Origin of the sequence: Extensimonas soli, assembly GCF_029211265.1 — a bacterium.
Lineage (GTDB): Bacteria > Pseudomonadota > Gammaproteobacteria > Burkholderiales > Burkholderiaceae_C > Extensimonas > Extensimonas soli.
The window spans coordinates 1-20677 of sequence record NZ_JARGEL010000021.1; the positions used below are offsets into that span (position 1 = coordinate 1).

General features: G+C 60.6%; 16 protein-coding genes and 1 pseudogene. 13 read left to right on the forward strand and 4 right to left on the reverse strand.

Annotation, left to right across the window (positions count from 1 at the left end; translation table 11 throughout):
- The first annotated feature begins 472 nt into the window (after nucleotides 1-472).
- The 5 genes from urtA to urtE all read left to right on the forward strand — a co-directional run bounded on the left by urtA (nucleotide 473) and on the right by urtE (nucleotide 6415).
- Nucleotides 473-1756 carry an urea ABC transporter substrate-binding protein gene (gene urtA, locus PYV55_RS09425; protein ID WP_275850443.1) on the forward strand — a complete coding sequence of 428 codons (1284 nt, stop codon included), beginning with the start codon at nucleotides 473-475 and terminating at the stop codon, nucleotides 1754-1756.
- A gap of 146 nt (nucleotides 1757-1902) precedes the next feature.
- A complete protein-coding gene (urtB, locus tag PYV55_RS09430) occupies nucleotides 1903-3516 on the forward strand; it encodes an urea ABC transporter permease subunit UrtB (protein ID WP_407066786.1) in 1614 nt (537 codons plus the stop codon).
- Complete coding sequence (gene urtC / locus PYV55_RS09435; protein ID WP_275850444.1) at nucleotides 3513-4727, forward strand: urea ABC transporter permease subunit UrtC; 1215 nt, start codon at nucleotides 3513-3515, stop codon at nucleotides 4725-4727. Before urtB ends, urtC begins: the two co-directional genes overlap by 4 nt.
- Nucleotides 4724-5608, forward strand: a complete 885-nt coding sequence (gene urtD / locus PYV55_RS09440; RefSeq protein ID WP_275850445.1) for an urea ABC transporter ATP-binding protein UrtD — start codon at nucleotides 4724-4726, stop codon at nucleotides 5606-5608. Before urtC ends, urtD begins: the two co-directional genes overlap by 4 nt.
- Nucleotides 5609-5710: 102 nt before the next feature.
- Nucleotides 5711-6415, forward strand: a complete 705-nt coding sequence (urtE, locus tag PYV55_RS09445) for an urea ABC transporter ATP-binding subunit UrtE (RefSeq protein WP_275850447.1) — start codon at nucleotides 5711-5713, stop codon at nucleotides 6413-6415.
- Between the two features lie 174 nt (nucleotides 6416-6589).
- On the opposite strand, the gene PYV55_RS09450 is transcribed toward urtE, so the two are convergent.
- The 3 genes and pseudogenes from PYV55_RS09450 to PYV55_RS09460 form a co-directional block, all read right to left on the reverse strand.
- Nucleotides 6590-7111 (reverse strand): hypothetical protein, encoded by a 522-nt coding sequence (locus PYV55_RS09450; RefSeq protein WP_275850449.1) that lies wholly within the window; start codon nucleotides 7109-7111, stop codon nucleotides 6590-6592.
- 290 nt (nucleotides 7112-7401) lie between these two features.
- Nucleotides 7402-8307 carry an urease accessory protein UreD gene (locus PYV55_RS09455; protein ID WP_275850450.1) on the reverse strand — a complete coding sequence of 302 codons (906 nt, stop codon included), beginning with the start codon at nucleotides 8305-8307 and terminating at the stop codon, nucleotides 7402-7404.
- A 147-nt stretch (nucleotides 8308-8454) separates the two neighbouring features.
- Nucleotides 8455-9150, reverse strand: a pseudogene (locus PYV55_RS09460) (transposase); the annotation flags it as partial.
- A gap of 491 nt (nucleotides 9151-9641) precedes the next feature.
- On the opposite strand from PYV55_RS09460, the gene amoC reads away from it, so the two are divergent.
- The 8 genes from amoC to PYV55_RS09500 all read left to right on the forward strand — a co-directional run bounded on the left by amoC (nucleotide 9642) and on the right by PYV55_RS09500 (nucleotide 18240).
- Nucleotides 9642-10436 carry a bacterial ammonia monooxygenase, subunit AmoC gene (gene amoC / locus PYV55_RS09465; RefSeq protein ID WP_275850451.1) on the forward strand — a complete coding sequence of 265 codons (795 nt, stop codon included), beginning with the start codon at nucleotides 9642-9644 and terminating at the stop codon, nucleotides 10434-10436.
- Between the two features lie 97 nt (nucleotides 10437-10533).
- The gene (locus PYV55_RS09470) at nucleotides 10534-11346 is read left to right on the forward strand and encodes a methane monooxygenase/ammonia monooxygenase subunit A (protein ID WP_275850452.1); all 813 of its coding nucleotides are present in this window, start codon (nucleotides 10534-10536) and stop codon (nucleotides 11344-11346) included.
- Nucleotides 11343-12605 (forward strand): bacterial ammonia monooxygenase, subunit AmoB, encoded by a 1263-nt coding sequence (amoB, locus tag PYV55_RS09475; protein WP_275850453.1) that lies wholly within the window; start codon nucleotides 11343-11345, stop codon nucleotides 12603-12605. Before PYV55_RS09470 ends, amoB begins: the two co-directional genes overlap by 4 nt.
- Before the next feature lie 158 nt (nucleotides 12606-12763).
- Nucleotides 12764-13540 carry a CE1 family esterase gene (locus PYV55_RS09480; RefSeq protein WP_275850454.1) on the forward strand — a complete coding sequence of 259 codons (777 nt, stop codon included), beginning with the start codon at nucleotides 12764-12766 and terminating at the stop codon, nucleotides 13538-13540.
- A gap of 791 nt (nucleotides 13541-14331) precedes the next feature.
- Nucleotides 14332-14838, forward strand: coding sequence for a hypothetical protein (locus PYV55_RS09485; RefSeq protein WP_275850455.1), 507 nt, complete (start codon nucleotides 14332-14334; stop codon nucleotides 14836-14838).
- Nucleotides 14835-15209, forward strand: coding sequence for a copper resistance CopC family protein (locus tag PYV55_RS09490; RefSeq protein ID WP_275850457.1), 375 nt, complete (start codon nucleotides 14835-14837; stop codon nucleotides 15207-15209). The genes PYV55_RS09485 and PYV55_RS09490 overlap by 4 nt, the downstream gene beginning before the upstream one ends.
- 186 nt (nucleotides 15210-15395) lie before the next feature.
- Nucleotides 15396-17471 (forward strand): c-type cytochrome, encoded by a 2076-nt coding sequence (locus tag PYV55_RS09495; protein ID WP_275850459.1) that lies wholly within the window; start codon nucleotides 15396-15398, stop codon nucleotides 17469-17471.
- On the forward strand, nucleotides 17461-18240 hold the full coding sequence (locus PYV55_RS09500; RefSeq protein ID WP_275850460.1) for a methyltransferase family protein: 780 nt from the start codon (nucleotides 17461-17463) through the stop codon (nucleotides 18238-18240). The genes PYV55_RS09495 and PYV55_RS09500 overlap by 11 nt, the downstream gene beginning before the upstream one ends.
- 164 nt (nucleotides 18241-18404) lie before the next feature.
- On the opposite strand, the gene PYV55_RS09505 is transcribed toward PYV55_RS09500, so the two are convergent.
- Entirely contained in the window at nucleotides 18405-20669 is a 2265-nt protein-coding gene (locus tag PYV55_RS09505; protein WP_275850461.1) for a PAS domain-containing hybrid sensor histidine kinase/response regulator, read from the reverse strand.
- Nucleotides 20670-20677 lie beyond the last annotated feature (8 nt).

Below are 20677 nucleotides of genomic sequence, written 5' to 3' on the forward strand. Positions count from 1 at the left end.
GCCGAAGATGTAGACTTATCCACAATCCAGACAGCCATTTGACCGTCAATTCAGTGGCTCAATTTTGGTTCGGAAGCCGGCTCACTTTGTTTCTGGAATCAACACCTCGATGTAAGCGCCTCCCCATCGATATGAAACTGCTCTTGAACGGGCAGGATGGGACAGGGCACTGACGTCCTCATGGCCCACCGGCCTTGCGCATGGCTGTGTGTTCACCTTGGCCACTCGGCCCGCCATGCACCAAGATGACGCAAAAGGCCGTGCCCCGCCACGATGCAGCGCGACGGGGTGAGCGTCATTCAGACTCTCGATCGATGCACGCGAAGCAGTGCACGGCAACCCTCGGGCGCCGCAGCCATGCCCTGCGCCAGCCGACGGCGCGCGGAGCTGGCACGTGCTTTGCGTGGGCGCAGGTGCAAGCCGATTCTGGCTTCGCACCTCTGATCCACCCCATTTTCTGGAGTCTGCACCCATGAAGCGTCGTTCCACTCTCCATGCCCTGGCCCTGGCCTCGGTCCTTGCAAGCGGTTTCGCCACTCCTGCGCTGGCCCAGTCCGGCGGCACGATCAAGGTCGGCGTGTTGCACAGCCTCTCGGGCACCATGGCGATTTCGGAAACCGTGCTCAAGGACACGGTGCTCATGGCCATAGACGACATCAACGCCAAGGGCGGCGTGCTCGGCAAAAAGCTCGAGCCGGTGGTGGTCGATCCGGCTTCCAACTGGCCGCTGTTTGCCGAAAAGGCCAAGCAGTTGCTCACGCAGGACAAAGTGGCCGTGGTGTTTGGCTGCTGGACTTCGGTGAGCCGCAAGTCGGTGCTGCCCGTGTTCGAGGAAAACAACGGCCTGCTGTTCTACCCTGTGCAGTACGAGGGCGAGGAGCTGTCCAAAAACGTGTTCTACACCGGCGCCGCGCCCAACCAGCAGGCCATTCCGGCGGTGGAGTATTTGATGAGCAAGGAGGGCGGTGGGGCCAAGCGCTTTGTGCTGCTGGGCACGGACTACGTCTATCCGCGCACCACGAACAAAATCCTGCGCGCCTTCCTCAAGACCAAGGGCGTGAAGGATGCCGACATCATGGAAACCTATACACCCTTTGGCCACAGCGACTACCAGACCATCGTGGCCGACATCAAGAAGTTCAGCCAGGGTGGCAAGACGGCGGTGGTCTCGACCATCAACGGCGACTCGAACGTGCCGTTCTACAAGGAGCTGGGCAACGCGGGTCTGAAGGCCAAGGACGTGCCGGTGGTGGCCTTCAGCGTGGGTGAGGAAGAGCTGCGCGGCGTGGATGCCAAGCCGCTCGTCGGGCACCTGGCGGCGTGGAACTACTTCATGAGCGTGAAGAACCCGACCAATGCGGCCTTCATCAAGCAGTGGAGCGCATACGCCAAGGCCAAGAGCATTCCCGGCCACAAGGACAAACCGCTGACCAACGACCCGATGGAGGCCACCTGGATCGGCATCCACATGTGGAAGCAGGCCGTGGAAAAGGCCAAGAGCACCGATGTCGACAAGGTCATTGCCGCGATGGCCGGGCAGACCTTCCAGGCGCCCGACGGCTTCCTTGTGAAGATGGATGAGAAGAACCACCACCTGCACAAGCCGGTGATGGTGGGCGAGATCCGCGCCGACGGCCAGTTCAACGTGGTCTGGAAGACCAAGGGCCCGATCAAGGCCCAGCCCTGGAGCCCTTACATCGAGGGCAACGACAAGAAAAAGGACGAGCCTGACGGCAAGACCAAAACCGGCAGCTGAGCGATGGCTGGCGCAGGCCGGCGCCGCACACGCTGCGACTCTGCGCGTGGCGCGCGGTGGCCCGCGGCGCCGCACCAATGCTTTTGAAACAATAGCTGCTAGCGCAGTCTCCATCTGCGCAAACGGCCAATTTTGCTGAAAATTGTATGTCCATCCTGCCCGACTTCGTTCGCCGCTGGCGTGGCGCCCGCCTGGCCTGCGCCGTGCTGCTGAGCCTGCTGGGCGCCGTGCCGGCCTGGGCGCTCACGGCCACGCAGGCGCTGCAGATGGCCACGGGCGACACCGAAGCGCGCATCGCGGCGATCAATGCGGCCCTGCCCGACGCCGACGAGCGCACCCGCGCCTTCCTCGACGCGCTGGCCAACGACGCCGTCAAGGCCACGGAGCATGCCGCCTACGTGATGGACGGGGACGGCGCGCAGGCGCACGACCCCGTCACCGGCGCGCCCGTGGCGCTGCCCGTCGACGCAGAGGACGTGATCAACAACAACGCGCTGCGCGCCGTGCTCGACACCGCGCGCGCGGCCCTGCAATTGCGCAGCAGCGACGAGGCCGCGCGCGCCGCGGCGGCCGACGCACTCATGAAAGACCCAGCCGAGGCGCGCCTGCCGCTGATCGAGCAAGCCCTGGCGCAAGAGCAGAGCAGCCGCGTGCGTGCCCGACTGGAGCTGGCGCGTGCCACCACCTTGCTCGCAAGCCCGGACGCGGCGCACCGCCTGCAGGCCGCGCAACTGCTGCAGCAGGCGCGCGACCCCGACATCAAGCTGCTGCTCAATGAACAACTCGGGCGCGAGGACGACCCCAAGGTCAAGGCCGCCATCGCCGCCGCCATCGCCCACATCGACGCGGGCCTGGCCTGGGGCGAGCGCCTGGGCGTGCTGTTCACCGGGCTCAGCCTGGGCTCCATCCTGCTGCTCGCGGCGCTCGGGCTGGCCATCACCTACGGGTTGATGGGCGTGATCAACATGGCGCACGGCGAGCTCATCATGGTGGGCGCCTACGCCACCTACGTGGTGCAGGCGTTGTTTCAGCGCTACCTGCCCGCGGGCGCCTTTGACTGGTATCTGGTGGCCGCCGTACCCATCGCGTTTGGCGCGGCGGCGCTCGTGGGCGCGGTGCTCGAACGCGGCGTGATCCGCTTTTTGTACGGCCGCCCGCTCGAAACCTTGCTCGCCACCTGGGGCATCAGCCTGATGCTGATCCAGGCCGTGCGCTCGCTTTTCGGCGCGCAGAACGTGGGCGTGGAAAACCCCGCGTGGATGAGCGGCGGCTGGCAGGCGCTGCCCAACCTGATGCTGCCCTACAACCGGCTGGTCATCATCGCGTTTGCGGCGGCGGTGCTCGCGGGCGTGGCCTTTTTGATCGCCCGCACGCGGCTCGGGCTGTTCGTGCGCGGCGTGACGCAAAACCGCGCCATGGCCGCCTGCATGGGCGTGAACACCGCGCGCACAGACACCTACGCCTTCGCGCTCGGCTCGGGCATCGCCGGGCTGGCGGGCTGCGCGCTCAGCCAGGTGGGCAACGTGGGGCCTGACCTGGGGCAGAGCTACATCGTCGATTCGTTCATGGTGGTGGTGCTGGGCGGCGTGGGGCAGCTGGCGGGCACGGTGGTGGCTGCGCTGGGCCTGGGGCTGGCGAACAAGCTGCTCGAAGGCTGGGCCGGCGCGGTGCTGGCCAAGATCGCCGTGCTGGTGTTCATCATCGTCTTCATCCAGAAACGCCCGCAAGGCCTGTTTGCCCTGAAAGGACGCGAGGCATGACGCGCGACGCCAGCTCTTTGCCAGCCGCTGCGTCGGCCAATCCCGCCGCGCCCCCCGCACGTCCGCCGGCCCGCCCAGCCACGACGCCCGTCACCCTGCCGGCGCGCGCGCCGCTGCTCTCGCGCGCGGGCTGGGCGGCGTTTTTTGCGGCGCTCATCCTCGTGTGCGCCGTGGCGCCAGTGCTCAATCTGCTCGTGCCCGCGGATAGCGTCTGGCACCTGTCGGACTACCTGCTCGGGCTTTTGGGCAAGATCATGTGCTACGCCATCTGCGCGCTGGCCATGGACCTGATCTGGGGCTACACCGGCATCCTGAGCCTGGGGCACGGCCTCTTTTTTGCGCTCGGCGGCTACGTGATGGGCATGTACCTGATGCGCCAGATCGGCCGCGACGGCAACTACCACAGCGACCTGCCCGACTTCATGGTCTTCCTCGACTGGAAGACGCTGCCCTGGCACTGGGCGCTGTCGGACAGCTTCATTGCCACGCTGGTGCTGGTAGTGGCGGTGCCGGGGCTGCTCGCGCTGGTGTTCGGCTGGTTTGCGTTCCGCTCGCGCATCAAGGGTGTGTATTTCTCCATCATCACGCAGGCCATGACCTACGCGGCCATGCTGCTTTTCTTCCGCAACGAAACCGGCTTTGGCGGCAACAACGGCTTTACCGACTTCAAGCGCATTCTGGGCCTGCCGCTGGCCACGCCGCAGATGCGCATGGCGCTGTTCGTGCTCACGGGGCTCGCGCTGCTGGGCTTTTACCTGCTGGCGCGCGCGCTGGTGCGCAGCAAGTACGGGCGCGTGCTGCAAGCCCTGCGCGACGCCGAAAGCCGCGTCATGTTCTGCGGCTACGCGCCGCTGCCCTACAAGCTCAGCGTGTGGGTGCTCAGCGCCATGATGTGCGGCGTGGCCGGCGCGCTGTACGTGCCGCAGGTGGGCATCATCAACCCCGGCGAGATGAGCCCTGCGAGCTCGATCGAGATCGCCGTCTGGACGGCCGTGGGCGGACGCGCCACGCTCGTGGGCCCCATCGTGGGCGCGTTTCTGGTCAACGGTGCCAAGAGCTGGCTCACCGTCACCGCGCCTGAAGTCTGGCTGTATTTTCTGGGTGCGCTCTTCATTGCCGTGACCTTGTTCCTGCCGCAGGGCGTGCTGGGCCTGCTGCGCGCGCCGGGCCCGGCCCTGCGGCGCATCGCCTTCTGGAGGGCCAGGCCATGACGCCAGACCTCTTGGACGAAGGCGCGGCGCGCCTGCAAGCGCACCAGCGTGCCAGCGCGCAGGGCAAGACCGCATCGGGCGGGCGCAGCGCCAGCTACGGGCGGCCGGCGCAGGCTGGCGAGGTGGACGTGACGCACGGGCGCATCTTGTACCTCGAAGACGTGTGCGTGAGCTTCGACGGCTTTCAGGCCATCAAGCACCTGAACCTGGACATCGCCCCCGGCGAGTTGCGCTGCATCATCGGCCCCAACGGCGCGGGCAAGACGACGATGATGGACATCATCACCGGCAAGACCCGCCCCGACAGCGGCAGCGTGTTTTTCGGCAGCACCATCGACCTGCTGCGCCACACCGAGCCCGAGATCGCCGCTCTGGGCATAGGCCGCAAGTTCCAAAAGCCCACGGTGTTCGAGGAACTCAGCGTGTTCGAAAACCTCGAGCTCGCGCTCAAGACCGACAAGCGCGTGCCCGCGTCGCTGCGCTTTCGGCTCGACGCGGCGCAGGCCGACCGGCTCGCCGAAGTGCTGCACACCATCCAGCTGGCCGAGCAATGCACGCGCCAGGCGGGCCTGTTGAGCCACGGGCAAAAGCAGTGGCTCGAAATCGGCATGCTGCTCGTGCAAGAGCCGCGGCTGCTGCTGCTCGACGAGCCCGTGGCCGGCATGACAGACGAGGAAACCGCGCGCACCGCCGAGCTGTTTTTGTCGCTGCGCGGCAAACACTCGCTGATGGTGGTGGAGCACGACATGCACTTCATCCGCGCCATTGCAGGCACGCACGGCATCGTCACCGTGCTGGCCGAAGGCAGCGTGCTGGCGCAAGGCACGCTCGACGCCGTGCAGGCCGACGAGCGCGTGATCGAGGTCTATCTGGGGCGCTGAGCGCCGTGCGACGCACCCAGGGCAGGGCGCCGAATGCAATCATCGTGATAGCTGCCAGCGCTTGATATATCTGCGCAAAAGCCACTTTTCATCCATAAAGCCATGCTCGAAGTCCAGCACCTCCACCAGTATTACGGCGGCTCGCACATCCTGCGCGACGTGAGCCTGAGCGTCGCCCCCGGCCAGGTCACCGTGCTGCTGGGGCGCAACGGCGTGGGCAAGACCACGCTGCTCAAGAGCCTCATGGGTCTGGTGGCTATCAAAACCGGCAGCATCCACTTCGCCGGTCAGCCCATCCACCAGGCCACGCCCTACCAGCGCGCCCGCGCCGGCATAGGCTACGTGCCGCAGGGCCGCGAGATTTTTGCGCGCCTGACGGTGGAGGAAAACCTGCGCATGGGGCTGGCCTACAAAAGCGCAGCCACGCCCATCCCGCCGCAGCTGTTCGAGCTCTTCCCCGTGCTCAAGGACATGCTGCAGCGGCGCGGTGGCGACCTCTCGGGTGGCCAGCAGCAGCAACTGGCCATCGCCCGCGCCCTCGCCCCCGGCCCGCGCCTGCTGATCCTCGACGAGCCGACCGAGGGCATCCAGCCCTCCATCATCAAAGACATAGGCCGCGTCATCCGCACCCTGGCCGCGCACGGTCTCGACGGCCAGCCCATGGGCATTTTGCTGTGCGAGCAGTATTACGACTTCGCCGAATCGCTGGCCGACCACTACCTCGTGATGGAACGCGGCGAAATCATCGCGCGCGGGTTGGGAGGGGAAATGCGGGAGAAGGGGGTTCGGGGGTTGGTGGCGATTTGATTTGCTGGCGGGAGATTTTGGACTTGGTGGGTTTTGAAATTGCGGGGCGTGAGCTCAATGTTGTGGAAGGTGGGCTGCTAATCGCTGATTCCGTCGAAGATAATGGGTTGAGGCTTTTGGTGGGAATGGAATCTCAAACATGGAGATCCGATGAGCCTCGGGTGCAATGGCATATTAGACAGCCTTTTCCCAGGTTCCTACCCCGTTAAATCCGTCGCGAGGGAATATCGTGATGGGATGTGTTGCGACATATTTTCTGCCTTCTAAATCCCGGTAATAAATCTTGACTTCGGCACTGGCCCCGTATTGAAGTTGGGGCTTTCCTGCGCCCGACTCACTGGCGCTTCCAAGACCTGCCTTGAGTGTTTCGCCGTTACGGATTATTGGAATCGTGGTTTCTTCCTTGAAGCAGTCATGCAGCAACTTGCGTTCATGTTGGCTGGCGTTTGGATCAATCAATTTTTCTAGTTCACTGGGCTTTATTCTTATGCTTATTCTCACTGCTGGCCTGCTGCCTGTATTTGAGATGCAGAAATTGAAGAGCGCAATACCCGCTCCGATTGAATCCTCTTCAACAAAGGCGCATACGATCGGCCGATTTCCCTCTAGCCAATTGCGTCGTGTTAGCCATATGGAAATTAACGAAATAGCCAAGGCGGCAATGGTTGCGAGTGTTTTGTAGTCGTCTGCGGTCATCTTTGCAGTCTACCTAATGAAAAATCGCATAAATCGGTGAAAACTTGGGCCGGATTCCAATGATTTGCCGCCAAGGCCAACACTCCAAAGGCCGAGCGTAGCGATGGCCCATATGGTATTCCAAGCCCTTCTGCCTGCGCCGAGGAGCACAGCGCCCGGCGGGAGAAAGGCGCGCGATTGTTCGAGCGCAGCGAGTTTCGCGCGACCCCGCCGGGCGCATATCCCGGCATCAGCCACCTGCCCCATCACCTCCCCAAATAATTTGAATCTAACCCAATTTCCCCATGCTCCTACAACGCCCACACCCGTGGCGCAGTCGCCGGTCGTTGCCAGAAATGCGTCCGCCAGGCGGCGCGCAGCGCGCGGGCGAGGGCCATGGCGGGTTCGACCTGGGGCGCGAGCATGCGCGCGAGCAGCAGTTGCGGGTGCGGGCTGGTGGCGCCGGCAGTGAGGGCGAGCGGGTGCGGGGCGATCACCGCACGCGCGGCGTCCAGCGCTGTTTCGCGCTGGGCGGGGGTCAGCGCCGTGCCGCTGGCAAAAAACACGCTTGCGAGGCAGCCGTGCCCAGCCAGGCCCAGCGGGCTGTGCAGCAGGTGCTGGTCGGCCGCGGCGATGGTGCCGCGCTCCAGCCAGACGCCGGGTATTTCGAGATGCTGCAGCAGGCGCCCCGATGCGGCAGGCGGCGCGGCGTCGGTCGGGTCGGGGGCATGGGCAGCGTGGACGGTATTCGCGGATGGTGTGGCCTGTGCGACGTGCGCGGGATCGGGCATCCAGCCCAACGCCGTCACGTCCCAGCCCAGACATTGCGCGCCGGGTTCGAGGGTGAGGCTGAGGTGGTTTTCGGCTTCGCTGGCGCGGTAGCACAGGGTTTCGAGCGGCAGCCATTCGAGGCGTGCGTCGGCTTGCAGCCGCAGTTGCGTGATCTGGCGCGCAGTCGCGCCTGCGCTGCGGTAAAAGCGCGTGGCGCCGGGGGTGGTGAGCAGGGCGTGCGTGCCGCTGGCTGCATCGACGGTGACTTGCAGCGTGTCGCCGCCCACGAGCCCACCCGGCGGGTGCACGAGCACGTTGTGGCAAATGTCTGCACCTTCGGGGTACAGACTTTGCAGGATGCGCAGCGGGCCCTGGTGGGTGTAGCGCGCCACGGTGCGCTGCGCTTGCAGGGTGTAGGCCAGGTGCAGGTGCGCGTGCCAGGTCATGCGGCGTTTACTATGAAATATGGAGCTTCCAACGCTTGATAAATAGGCGCTTGTGGTCGTTTTCGCTTGAATATTTTAGCCGTGAGGTCAAGGGGGTGTCCGGGTCGGATGGGCTTGCGGCGCGTGTCAAGGTAGTTGTCGCCTCATTCATGCAGCCACCGGCTGTCTATCGGAGTCGCCTGAATGCGTCTGGACGATCGAGTCGCGTTCGGGGTTGAGGGTGACTGGGCCGATGGGCGACCAGTTGCGTGTCTTGCCCGACCAGCGAGCCGGATGGGCCTGGCGAGCCCGTGCATACAGTTCATGTCGCGCCGCCAGGATCGCACGATCCTCGCCCGCATGGCGCTGCGCGGGGCTCACGTAGCGGATGCCGCTGTGCCGATGCTCGTGGTTGTACCAATGCACGAAGCCAGCCGCCCAGGCGCGCGCGGCCTCCAGGTCGGCAAAGCCCTTGGCGGGGAACTGCGGGCGGTACTTGGCCGTGCGGAACAAGGACTCGGCATAGGCGTTGTCGTCGCTCACGCGCGGACGCGAGTACGAGGGCTTGACCCCCAGCCAATCGAGCATCGCCAGCACCGTGGTGGCCTTGAGCGTGGAGCCATTGTCGCCATGCAGCACCGGCTTGGCATCCAGCGCGGCAATGCCCTCGGCCAGCGCCGTGCGGCGCACCAGGTGGGCGGCATGCTGCGAATCATCGGTTGCGTGCACCTCCCAGCCCACGATCTTGCGGCTGTACAAGTCCAGGATCAGGTACAGGTGAAACCAGCGCCCCAGCACAGCAGCCGGCAGATAGGTCATGTCCCAGCACCACACCTGGCGCGGTGCGGTGGCGATGTGCGTGGAGGAGGCAATTTCAATGTCTCGGTTCGCCAAATTTCAGAGTGTAAATATTCTCTATGAATAGGCTATTTGTTCCGAATTGGAACAATATTTTAGGGTGGCATAACCAAGTTAAAACTGAAGATCCCCTGATATGTTGTTCCGAATTGGAACAGTGCCTCGGTATAAACCCTAGGCCCCATATCGCAAGACGCAAACTCTCGTTAAACTTAAAGGGTGCTGGCTGTAGAAAGTCGCGCTCGCAGAGGACGTCCGGTTCCACGTCGCATGAAGGATGCAATGCGCTCGGGATTTATGTGTTCTGCGGCAGCTTCGAGCGAAGAGATGGACCTGCTGCCACAGCCATGGTCGGTCATGGTGCAACCTTTCAAAGGAAGGCGCGGGTCTGGAGTTCAGGTTGGCTTCGGCTTTTCGTTCTGAGCATGCTTTCAGTGGATTCTATGGCAGAGCACACAATGGAGGCGGTAGTTTTTTTTCAACTGTAGGAGGTTGTCATGTCAGCAGTAATCAACTCTGTCGGGAGGGACTCTCAAAAAGTCTCAAGCACTGACGATAAGATGTTCAAAGTTGCCCCGGTGGCAATCGTCTGGGGTATTTTGCTTGCCATTTACCTTGGGTTGCGGGTCTACCAGCAAGAGTTCGCATTTAGCGTTGGTCTGGATTCGACTGCGCCCGAATTCGCCACGCACTGGATGGCGTTGCTGAAATTCGAGTTACCTGTGATATTTGGCTCGGGGGCGATAATATGGGCTTACTTGTGGTTTACCCGTGACCGCAACATGGATGCACTGACTCCCAAGGAGGAGTTGCGTCGGTATTTTTCGCTCGTCAGTTGGTTCTTGCTTTATACCTTCGCCTTCCTGTGGATTGCCGGCTTTTTCGGCGAAGGTGATGCCGTCTGGCATCAAACGGTTGTGCGGGATACCTCCTTTACGCCCAGTCACATCGTTGTGTTCTATGCGTGCGTGCCAACCTATATCGTGTTTGGTGTAAGCGCACTGCTGTACGCAACGACGCGTCTGCCCCTTTTTGCCAAAAGGTATTCGGTGCCGTTGATCATGGTCGTTCTGGGGCCGGGCCTGATTTTGCCCAATCTTGGCTTCAATGAATGGGGGCACGCTTTCTGGTTGACTGAAGAAATCTTTAGCCATCCACTGCATTGGGGTTTTCCGATTCTTGGCTGGACAGGTTTTGCTCTGGGCGGAGTTTTGTTGCAAGTGCTGAATCGCATGTACCAATTGTTTAGGCAAATCGATGGGTCGCCCGTAACGGACGCCACGGCTGCCTGAGACTTAGAAAATGGGAGAGTTCCTAAACCAGTTTGAAAAGGAAGAATTGCTTCCAAAATTCCGGTTTAGGACTCTCTGAAACAAGGGGATATATCAAATGAATAGCAACGACCAAGCCATCCTGGCTATCTCGGGGCTCTCACCGCAAACTTTGCGATGGTCACGAACTTTTGACATGTTAATCATCGTGATCGCCGCGTTCTTGGTGTGGGCGGTGAGTCACATCAACTTTCTGTTGCTTGCGGGTGATTGGGACTTTTTTATTGACTGGAAAGATCGGCAGTATTGGGTTCTGATCATGCCGATTTCGACGATCATCACTGCAGCGGCCTTTCAGTCGATATTCTGGAACCTATTTAGGCTTCCCATCGGAGCCACCGCCAGCATGATGCTGTTGCTGATCAGCGTATGGATCGTGCGTTATCACGGCTGGCATACCTGGGCGGGTTTCCCTCTCAGTCTGGTTGTGCCGGCATCGTGCGTGATGGGGGCAATTGTGATGGACACTATCTTGGTCATTACGCGCAGTTGGGTCCTTACAGGGGTCTTTGGAGGGGTGCTGTTTTCGGTGCTCTTTTTTCCCAGCAACTGGACTTATTTGGCGCCTTATTTCCTTCCTGTGGAGCACATGGGTGAGGTGGCTCCAATCGCCGATATTATTGGTTATACATTCCCGCGTACGGCGACGCCCGAATATATTCGCATCATTGAACGTGGAAACCTCAGGACCTTCGAGGATTCGGCAAGCTGGGTATCAGCTGCCTTCGGCGGTTTTCTCTGCATATTTATCTATTGGATTTTTTGGACAGTCGGTGTTGTGGCCTGCAGCACTAAGTCGATTGCAGTGGGTCAGCGCTTTATGATGCTGTTCGGTTTCAAGGGCAATAAAGGCGCGGAGGTGACTCAATGATTTTCCTCCTGAAAAGAATCACGATGCTGCTGATGGCGGTATCGGCCCTGATGGTTGGGCTGATGCCTGGCGTGGCGATGGCGCATGGAGAGCGTGCAACGGAGCCATACATCAGAACGCGTACCGTTCATTGGTATGACGTCAAGTGGTCTACAGAAAAGGTCAACGTGAACGACCAAGTTGTCGTTACGGGGAAATTCAGGCTTTTCGGCGACTGGCCCGAGGCGGTGAGTCTCCCTAATTTGACCTATCTTGGAAACGGAGCGCCGTCAGCAATGCTGGTGCGAGAGGAGACCTACATCAACGGAATTCCTGCGCGCCAATCGCATAAGGATCTGGTGCTTGGTAGGGACTATGACTTCAAAATAGTGTTGCGTGGGCGGGTTCCAGGGAAGTGGCACTTTCACCCAATGCTCAACGTTTCAGGCGCAGGTCCGATCATCGGGCCAGGAGACTGGATTGAGGTCGTGGGCAATCGTGCGGACTTCAAGCAGTCGTTAACGACCATGCATGGCTTGAAAATCGACGATCTCGAGACTTATGGGGTCAAGAACGCACAAATTTGGCAGGCCGGGCACGTGCTGCTGGCGATTGTTTGGTTGCTATGGTGGCTTCGTCGCCCGCTGATAATTCCTCGCTGGAGAGCCAAGGAGCAAGGGCGGGACGATCTGCTTGTCACGCGAACCGATGATCGCATGGCGGTGGTGTTTTTTGTCGTAGTGCTAGCGGTTGTCATTATTGGGTTCACCCAGGTCAAGAAAAACTATCCACAACTCGTTCCGTTGCAGGCGGGTGTGGAAAAGCCGGAGCCACTTCCGGCAGGGCCTCAGTGGGTGACGGTGAAGTACAAACGCGCAGAATACGACGTGCCAGGTCGGAGCATGCGAATCGTGGCTGAGTTTGAAAATCTATCTGACCGGGCAGTGACCATTGGTGAGTTTGATACAGCAAATCTCCGCTTCGTCAACAAGGCTTCTCCAGTCGCTCTGAAGGCGGTGGATCCGAAATATCCCAAAGAATTGTTACCTGCACATGGCTTGGTATTGGACAAGCAGGAGCCGCTGCAGCCAGGCGAGAAAAGAACGGTGGTTCTGAACGCCACAGACGCGGCTTGGGAAGTTGAGCGGCTCGTGAGCTTCCTGACGAACGTCGATAGCCGGACTGGCGGGTTGATCTTCTTCTATGACGAGAAGGGAAATCGCTCGATCAGTGAAGTCTCCGGACCTATCTTGCCTGTCTTCAAAGGAGCCAGGATTTGATCAAGGGGCCTGCGGATGGATGGCGTGCTGAGGGTGCTCCACAGCTGCCGTCAATACGCCATCATCTGCGGAGCCCTTGGTCATTTATTGCATGCCTGATAGCTTTGCTATTACTGAGTGCGTGCGAAGGTCCTCAGACGAAGATTCTTCGCACGCCAATGGTGCATGATTACGGAGAGGATGCCATTGGAGAAAACCGTTGCGAGCGGCGGGTGCCGCCGCAAGGGGAAAAGGAGCAGTTCGGCGGATGGAAGTTTCAAGATGGAGGAAGTCGATATCTCGTCAAGGTCCCTGTCAATTACGAAGAAAGCCGTATGCACCCATTGCTGGTGGTTTTTTCTCCAGCTGGAGCAAGCGCTGAAGACAACGAGCGATTCACGCGTCTGACGCCCGTTGCCACCGAAAAAGGATTCGTGGTAGCTTATATAGCAAGTAGGCCGATGAGCCTTGCTAGCGTAAAAGCTCAAGCAAAAGTGATTGGGACACTGATGGCGGGCTGGTGCATAGATCCGAAACAAGTCTTTTTTGCTGGACATTCGGATGGGGGGACAGTATCAACAATATTGGCTCTGTTGCCTGAGTCGCGTGGAGTCGCAAGCGGAATTGCAGTCAGCGCTGCAGGCGTATTGCCCTTAGATACACAGCCGATGGGCTGCCCCTCAAAGCCGCTGAAGGTGTTGCTAATGCATGCGGAAGACGACACACACTTCCCAGGATATGGTCGCAAAATGGCGCAATGGTGGTCGCAGTGTTTTCGCTGTACTGGTGTAGAGGCAAAGCCGGATGCAAAGGGATGTAGGAATTATATTGGGTGCGAATCAAGCGAGCTGAAGTTTTGCGAAGGGTCTGGTGGACACACAAAATGGCCCGCTATGCAGAGTGAAATGTTGAATTTTTTTCTGTCGAAACAACTGGACAACCCAAGGGGACAATAATGAGGTTTTGGTCAAAAATTGCTCGAACGGCCATCTTTGGCGATGGCACTGTACGTCGAGCTGTGTGGCCTTTTTTAGCGCTGTGCTGCAGCATGGCAGCGCCGATGGCAATGGCGCACGGTGGCCTCAGCATGGATCAGGACAAGTGTGTGCTCAGGGTCGGTCCTTATTTTATGCATTTCGCTGGCTACCAGCCCAGCAGTAGTGGGGCTACGGAGTTTTGTGAGGATATTCCAGCGGCCGGCCAGACGGTAGTGACGATCGACGCGATCGACGACGCGCTACGATCTATGCCGCTACAAGTAAGAATAGTTCGAGACACCGGAGCTCCACCCGCGGAGCCGCCACGCGAGGCAGACACAGTGCTGTATATACCTCCCAAGTTGTATCCAGCAGGCAGCGTGTCGTTTGAATATAAATTCGATGGTCCGGGGAAATTTGTTGGCTATGTACAGGCAGGTGACAATGGTCAGCATGTGTCCAGGTTTCCATTCAGTGTCGGTCGCACACAAAGTGTTTGGAGTAGCATGATGCCATATGTGGGCCTGGGTACGCTGGCGTTACTGTTGTTGGCGTACACAGGAAGGCGGCGGATATCATCCAAGTCGGTCAATTAAGTCCGGCATTGGAGTTATATAAGAATGGTGTGTGATGAGTCATCTGACCGAGAATATCGGGGTTTCTATGTGTGTGCTGGTTTAATTCTGGGCGTGGAATAATTTATTTGGATTTGATATAGATAGGCGCTCGAAATGTTCAAGTTTGTAAAATAGATTGAGAATAACCTAATCATGAATATCAATATGAATCAAAGCATGGCCAGTCGAGCTGGCGTTATTTGTGCAATGGTGTGCGCGACGTTCTTGCCGATAAGTGCTGTCAATGCTGGCATGCATGATCACGCGGGTCATGCCAACGATAAAGCGGTTTCCAAGCCAGTGGAGAAAGGGGATTTCCCGTCCTTGCGATTCCTCTCGCCGAAGTCTAACGACAAAATTGGTCGTGTTATCACCGTTGAGTTCGAGACACCTGCGGACTTGACGAAAATGACAATGGGGGGTGGGGTGGTGGGTGTCCATCTTCATTTGGACTTGGATGGAGCGGTCATGATGCCAACCAGCTCCGAACTGACCCGTACTGCCAAGGACCGTTACCGTTACACCTTCGATCTGCCAGTGAAGCCCGGAACACACGTCGTAAAGATCTATTGGTCTGATAGCATGCATAAGACAATAGAAGAATCAGTTCAGACGGTCCGCTTCACGGTGGTAGAAGGGCAATCTGGAGATAAGCAGTGAGTCGACGCAGCGCGCTCAAGGCAATGCTGGGCGCATCCTGCTTGGTGCTGCTGGCACCATTTGCACGTGCTCATGCGGGACTCGAAAAGTCCGAACCTGCACGACGCGCGACACTGAGCAAGGCGCCTAAGAAAATCCGGCTGTGGTTTAACGAACGTCTCGAGCCTGATTACGCCTCGGTAAAGCTCTACGGAGAAGATGGCGAGAAGCTAATAGAGACGCCTAAGGCCGTGGTCGACGCCATGGATCCCAAGTTGTTAGAGATGGAGTTGCCGCCTCTGCCGCCGGGCCAGTACACAGTGAAGTACCGTGTGCTGTCGGTTGATGGGCACACGGTTGACTACGGTTACGTTTTCACAATAAAGCCCTAGGAGCCTGTCGGACTTTGGGCGTCGAAAGCGAGAATGTGCCCCAGCGAGGCCAGTTTTTTCCGGATTCGCCGCCCCATAGTGGTGCTATGGGGTAAGAAGACGGTAAAAAATGGACCGCTGTGGCACAGTTGCAGCCGTCGATTCAAGTCCGACGGGCGCCTAGACTATTAGCAGGCAGGGTGTTTAGTGCTGGAGTTTTCGATAGCGATACGCTGGATCATGCTGGTCAGCGCTAGTGCACTGCTTGGGGCGCTGACACTGATGCTCCTGTCCGGCAAAGGTGGAGGTGCGGCTGCCGACCAATGGAGGGGCAAGCTTCAAAACATCGGTGCAGTGCTGATCGCAGGGTGGATCGCGTTCTCCTTCGTGGCATTGGGTGTGCAGGCGGCGGCCGTTACCGGTCACACGGAGGCGGCATGGACGTGGCGCGAGTGGCGTCATGTGCTGGAGAACACGCGTTTCGGTGCAATCTGGATGCTCCGGCTGCTGGTCGGGGTGAGCCTTCTGGTTTTGCTGCTGTGGCAACGCAGAAGGCGGATGGTTCGACGGGAAGGCCTGATTGCGGCGTGGGTGTTGGCAGTGATAGTCCAGTGTGCTGCCGCTTGGTCAGGACATGGTGCTGCGCTTGAGCCTGCTGTGATTGGGCTAGGTGCTGTGGCGGCTCACCTATTGTGCGCAGGGATTTGGGCCGGAGCATTGCCTTGGTTGGTGCTGGGCTTCGGTCAGGCCGCACATGCCAACGCTTCCTCTGAGTACAAACAATGGATGCGATCCGTTTTGGTGCGATTTTCAGCGCTGGCCACTGTCGGTGTCTTGGTCATTTTGGCCTCCGGCACCGTGATGACCTATTTGTTGGTCGAGGCGCCCAAAGAATGGCCTGCGCGTGCAGGTGACTGGCTGGCCGGTGCATCGACCGTGCTCGAGAGGGTCGTCGCGCCGTTGCTTTCCACCCGTTTTGGAACCTGGGTTCTGATCAAGATCGGCTTGTTTCTGATCATTTTGTGGCTGGCCTCCGGTGTGCGTTGGCGTGACCTGCCGCGCATTGCATCCGGCAATGCCCAATCGTGGGCGGGAGCACGTCGTAGCGTGTTGCTCGAGGCCTTGGTCGTCGCAGCGTTGCTGTGTGCGGCGGCGATAGCCGCCTCTTCAATACCCGCGGCCCACGACACCATGGTATGGCCGCTGCCGTTCCGAGTATCGATGGCTGCGACTTGGAGCCAGCCGAATGTACCAATGTGGTTCGCGCTGGCGAGTTTCGGCCTCGTGATTGCTTTGGTAATCGGTGCGCGACCCTGGGTACGTCTCCTGACGCGAAAACAGCTCGAAAAGAAAGATGTTTGGAGAGCCATCTTGGGTGCAGGTTCCATGCTGGCGGCGACGGGTACGATGTTATGGCTCCTGGCTGTTCCAGCCTATCCGGAGACCTACTTGAAAAGTGACGTAGCCTATGACGCAGTGTCGATTGCGCGAGGAACGGGCCTATATCCGCGTCATTGCGCGCAGTGTCACGGAGTCGGAGCGCACGGGGACGGACCGCTGGCAACGAAGCTTGCCAAGCGGCCAGCTGATCTGTCGCAGCCGCACACGGCGCTGCATACAGCTGGCGACATCTTCCACTGGATCACGTATGGCATAGCGAATTCCCCGATGCCGGGATTTCGTGGCATTACCACGGACGACGACCGTTGGGACCTTGTCAACTTTCTGCGTCTGTTCTCTTCAGGCCATCAGGCCCGCATTTTGACACCTAGAGTGGTTCAGGGTCAGCCATGGCTCGGAGCGCCAAACTTCGACTATGTCGACGCGCAAAGCATATCGGGCTCGCTCAAGGAGCTGCGTGGTCACGTCGTACTCCTTGTCTTTTACACGCTCCCGACTTCGCAAAAGAGGTTCGCGCAACTGGTCGCGCTGCAAGCGCGTATGCGGGAGCGGGGCGTGGAAATAGTCGCTGTACCGCTGCCAGGTTCACAGGCAGCTGATGCAGCTTCTTTGCCGTTCATATTGCCGGTTGATGGTGCTGCAGAAATCGCAAGGGCTTACCTTCTCCTTCGTCGAACCAAGGACGACGCTGGAAGAACAGTGGCCGATGAGGTGCCTGCGCATATGGAGTTTCTCATTGACCGCTTCGGTTACGTGCGGGCCCGCTGGGTGGATGTGCCGAAGTCACAAGAGTGGCGCGACGAGGGTTTTTTGCTGCGGCAGATTGAACTGTTGAACGAGGAGCCACGTCTGATGCCGTCGCCAGACGACCATGTTCATTGATTGGGAAAAACTTGACATGAGATATCTTTCATTGGCCATTGCCGTTGCCGCATATGGGCTTTTCGCCGGTACCTTCGCAGCACTCTTGCTGTTCATGCATGATTATTTTTCGCCGTCGTGGGGTGCTGGCGTCGACGTCTGCAGCCATGACCTACTCAACCACATCGGCGTCGACAGCGCATTGATAGTCTTGTTCGGGTTGCAGCACAGCATCATGGCGCGTCGGTCTTTCAAGCAGCGATGGACCCGTATCGTGCCGCAGCATTTGGAGCGGACCGCTTACGTGATCGCATCGAGTGTCGCATTGATCGTGATGATGGTGTATTGGCACCCAATTCCGATGCTCGTTTGGGAGGCTGGGTCTGTAGTGATGTGGTGGCTGAGTATTGCGGCGGGTGTGATGGGGGTCGTTATTGTCCTGTGGTCAACATTTTTGACAGATCATTTTGAACTCTTCGGCCTTCGCCAGGCTTATCTCCACGACCGAGGCATCGCTTGGACGCCGGTACCTTTCAAGAAGGCAGCGCTTTACAACTTCGTGCGCCATCCGATGATGCTCGGCATGTTGATCCTGCTGTGGGTCACCCCGCGCATGACCCAGGGTCATCTAGTGCTCGCCCTGGGTTTCACGCTGTACGTGCTGATCGGGGTGTATTTTGAGGAGCGGGATCTACGCCGTGAACTCGGGCCCGAGTATGAGAGCTACCGGCGTTCCACACCCATGCTGATTCCTCGGCTGTGGCCGGTTGCCCCAAACGGGGCAAGTTGACGCGAGTCGTCAGCGATGGCTGAAGCAGAATCTCAAGCAAATCGCGCAAGATGGCTCGAGCCATGGGAGGCGGTGGCGACGCATCGGTAGGGATGGGGCACCTGATGCCTTCCAACCCTGGCTAATCTACGAAGAGCCCGCTATTGGTGTCATGACCGTCAGGCTCAGTCCCGTGTTTCGAGCAGGCGCTCGACGGTGGCGCAGAACTCCTGCATGTCGTTGGGTTTGTGGATCAGGGCGCGCGCGCCCTCGGTCAGCGCGGCTTGCTCGATCTCGCTGCTGATGTAGCCCGAGGCCAGCGCCACGGGCAGCTGGGGGTGGATCTGGCGCGCTGCGCGCAGCAAGTCCACACCCGAAAAGCCCGGCATGTTGTAGTCGGTCACGAGCAGATCGTAGGTTTTGGGGTGGGTGTGCAGGGCTTGCAGCGCCGCCTGCGGATCGGTAAAGGTGCTGACTTCGTAGCCGCGTCGGCGCAGCAGGCGTTGCACCACGAAGACCAGCGCCTGGTCGTCGTCGACGTACATCACGTGGTGCGGGCGTGCCGCTGCGCTGTCCTTGGGCGTGGACGCTGGCACAGGCAGAGCGGCCACAGAAGGGGAGGGCGGCGGTGCGGTCTCCTGTGCAGCGCCTTGCGGCGCAACCGGCTCCATGTGGGAGGCGGCGCCATGGGTGGTCGGAAAATACAGCGTGAAGCGGCTGCCCTTGCCAGGGCTGCTTTGCACATCGACCCCGCCACCATGCGTGCGCATGATGCCGTGCACCACGGCGAGCCCCAGGCCCGTGCCCTGGCCCACCGGCTTGGTGGTGAAAAAAGGCTCGAAGATGCGCCCCAGCGTGGCCGCGTCCATGCCGGGGCCATCGTCGCGCACCGTCAAGGCGATGTAGTCGGTGTGGGCGGCGAGGCCCAGGCGTTCGCGCAGGCGCTGCTCGGGCTGTACGCGCAGCGCTTCGACGTGGACGTGGCCGCGACGGCCGCCCAGCGCCTGCACGGCATTGGTGCAGAGGTTGAGCACGGCCTGACCAACCTGCGTGGCGTCGCCGAGCACGGGGGGCAGGTTTTCGGGCACCTGCACGTGCAGGGCGATGCTGGGCGGCAGCGTGACGCGCAGCAGGCGTTCGGTGTCGTGCGCGACTCCGGCAAGCTGCACGGCAGCGCGCTGCGGCGGCTCGTTGCGGCTGAAGGTGAGGATCTGGCGCACCAGATCGCGCGCACGCCGCGCAGCCTTGTCGATTTCGTTCAGGCTCTCGAGCAGGGCGCTGCCCTGCGTTCCAGGCGAGGCCGAGGTGCAATCGGCCTTGGCGAGTTCGACGTTGCCCAGGATTGCGCCCAGAATGTTGTTGAAGTCGTGCGCGATGCCGCCGGCCATGGTGCCCACGGCCTGCATCTTGTGCGACTCGCGCAACTGTGCTTCGAGCTCGTTGCGCTGCGCCTCGGCCTTTTTGCGGCCCGTGAGGTCGCGCGCGAACACGGTGGCAGTCTCGCCCGTGGCATGGCGCTCGAACGAGATGCTCACTTCGACCGCAAGCTCTTTGCCGCCGGCGGTGCGCGCTGTCATCTCGCCGAGCATGGCCTGTGTCGTGAGCTGCGAGAACGCCAGCGCCTGCGCTGCACCGGGCAAGAAGCGCTCGAGCGGGCTGCCCAGCGCGTCGTCGGCGTTGCACTGGAACAGCGCCGCCGCCGTGGGGTTGAATACGGTGATGCGCTGCTCTTGATCGACGCAAAGGATGGCGTCGAGCGCCGAATCGATCACCGCAGCCAGGCGCTTTTCGCTCGCGCGCAGTTGCGCATTACGCTCCTGCAGCGCGCGGCGCTCGGCAAGGAGCGGCCCCTGGTCGATCACGGCGCACAAGAATTGCACCGGCGCCGGGGTGTCTTCATCTTCCTGTGCCGCTTCGATGCGCGCGATGTGCAGGTCGCCCGTGATGGCGGGGTGGCCTTCGATCGTGAACACCACTTCCGTGATCTCGCTGTGTCCCCGTTCGCTGGCCTGCGCGAACCCCTGCCGCACGCGCTCCAGGTCACCCGGGTGCACGAAGGGTTGCAGCATGGTGAGCGGCCGGTCGCGCTCGCTCGGCTGGAACGAGCGGTGCGCCATGGCGTTGGCCTGCACCACGATGTCGTGCGCATCGACCACCATGAGCGCGAGCGGCACGCTCGCAAACAGCGTCTCGAAGCGCTCCGACGCGCGCTCTGCCATCGCCTGGCTGTAGCGCAGCATCGCGTTTTGGCTCTCGAGCTCGGTCTGCGAGGCGCGTAGCTCGGCGATCAGCGCCGCGACGGCGCCGTGCGGCCTATCCGTGCCACGACGTTCCTCCGTGGCAGGAGCCAGCGGGGCCGCGGTCGCCGGCGGGGGCGGACCGGCGGACGAACGATGCGCATCCTCCGCCAGGGCAGCGGCAAAAAGCAGGGAAAGGTCAGGGCGTGTCATGGTGGCAA

Excerpts from the sequence above, each read along its gene's own strand:
- urtB (WP_407066786.1), top strand. The coding sequence starts at position 1,903 with ATGTCCATCCTGCCCGACTTCGTTCGCCGCTGGCGTGGCGCCCGCCTG.
- urtC (WP_275850444.1), top strand. The coding sequence starts at position 3,513 with ATGACGCGCGACGCCAGCTCTTTGCCAGCCGCTGCGTCGGCCAATCCC.
- PYV55_RS09480 (WP_275850454.1), top strand. The coding sequence starts at position 12,764 with ATGGTGCATGATTACGGAGAGGATGCCATTGGAGAAAACCGTTGCGAG.
- urtE (WP_275850447.1), top strand. The coding sequence starts at position 5,711 with ATGCTCGAAGTCCAGCACCTCCACCAGTATTACGGCGGCTCGCACATC.
- PYV55_RS09470 (WP_275850452.1), top strand. The coding sequence starts at position 10,534 with ATGAATAGCAACGACCAAGCCATCCTGGCTATCTCGGGGCTCTCACCG.
- urtA (WP_275850443.1), top strand. The coding sequence starts at position 473 with ATGAAGCGTCGTTCCACTCTCCATGCCCTGGCCCTGGCCTCGGTCCTT.
- PYV55_RS09485 (WP_275850455.1), top strand. The coding sequence starts at position 14,332 with ATGAATATCAATATGAATCAAAGCATGGCCAGTCGAGCTGGCGTTATT.
- PYV55_RS09505 (WP_275850461.1), bottom strand. The coding sequence starts at position 20,669 with ATGACACGCCCTGACCTTTCCCTGCTTTTTGCCGCTGCCCTGGCGGAG.
- PYV55_RS09455 (WP_275850450.1), bottom strand. The coding sequence starts at position 8,307 with ATGACCTGGCACGCGCACCTGCACCTGGCCTACACCCTGCAAGCGCAG.
- PYV55_RS09450 (WP_275850449.1), bottom strand. The coding sequence starts at position 7,111 with ATGACCGCAGACGACTACAAAACACTCGCAACCATTGCCGCCTTGGCT.
- PYV55_RS09500 (WP_275850460.1), top strand. The coding sequence starts at position 17,461 with ATGTTCATTGATTGGGAAAAACTTGACATGAGATATCTTTCATTGGCC.
- amoB (WP_275850453.1), top strand. The coding sequence starts at position 11,343 with ATGATTTTCCTCCTGAAAAGAATCACGATGCTGCTGATGGCGGTATCG.
- amoC (WP_275850451.1), top strand. The coding sequence starts at position 9,642 with ATGTCAGCAGTAATCAACTCTGTCGGGAGGGACTCTCAAAAAGTCTCA.
- urtD (WP_275850445.1), top strand. The coding sequence starts at position 4,724 with ATGACGCCAGACCTCTTGGACGAAGGCGCGGCGCGCCTGCAAGCGCAC.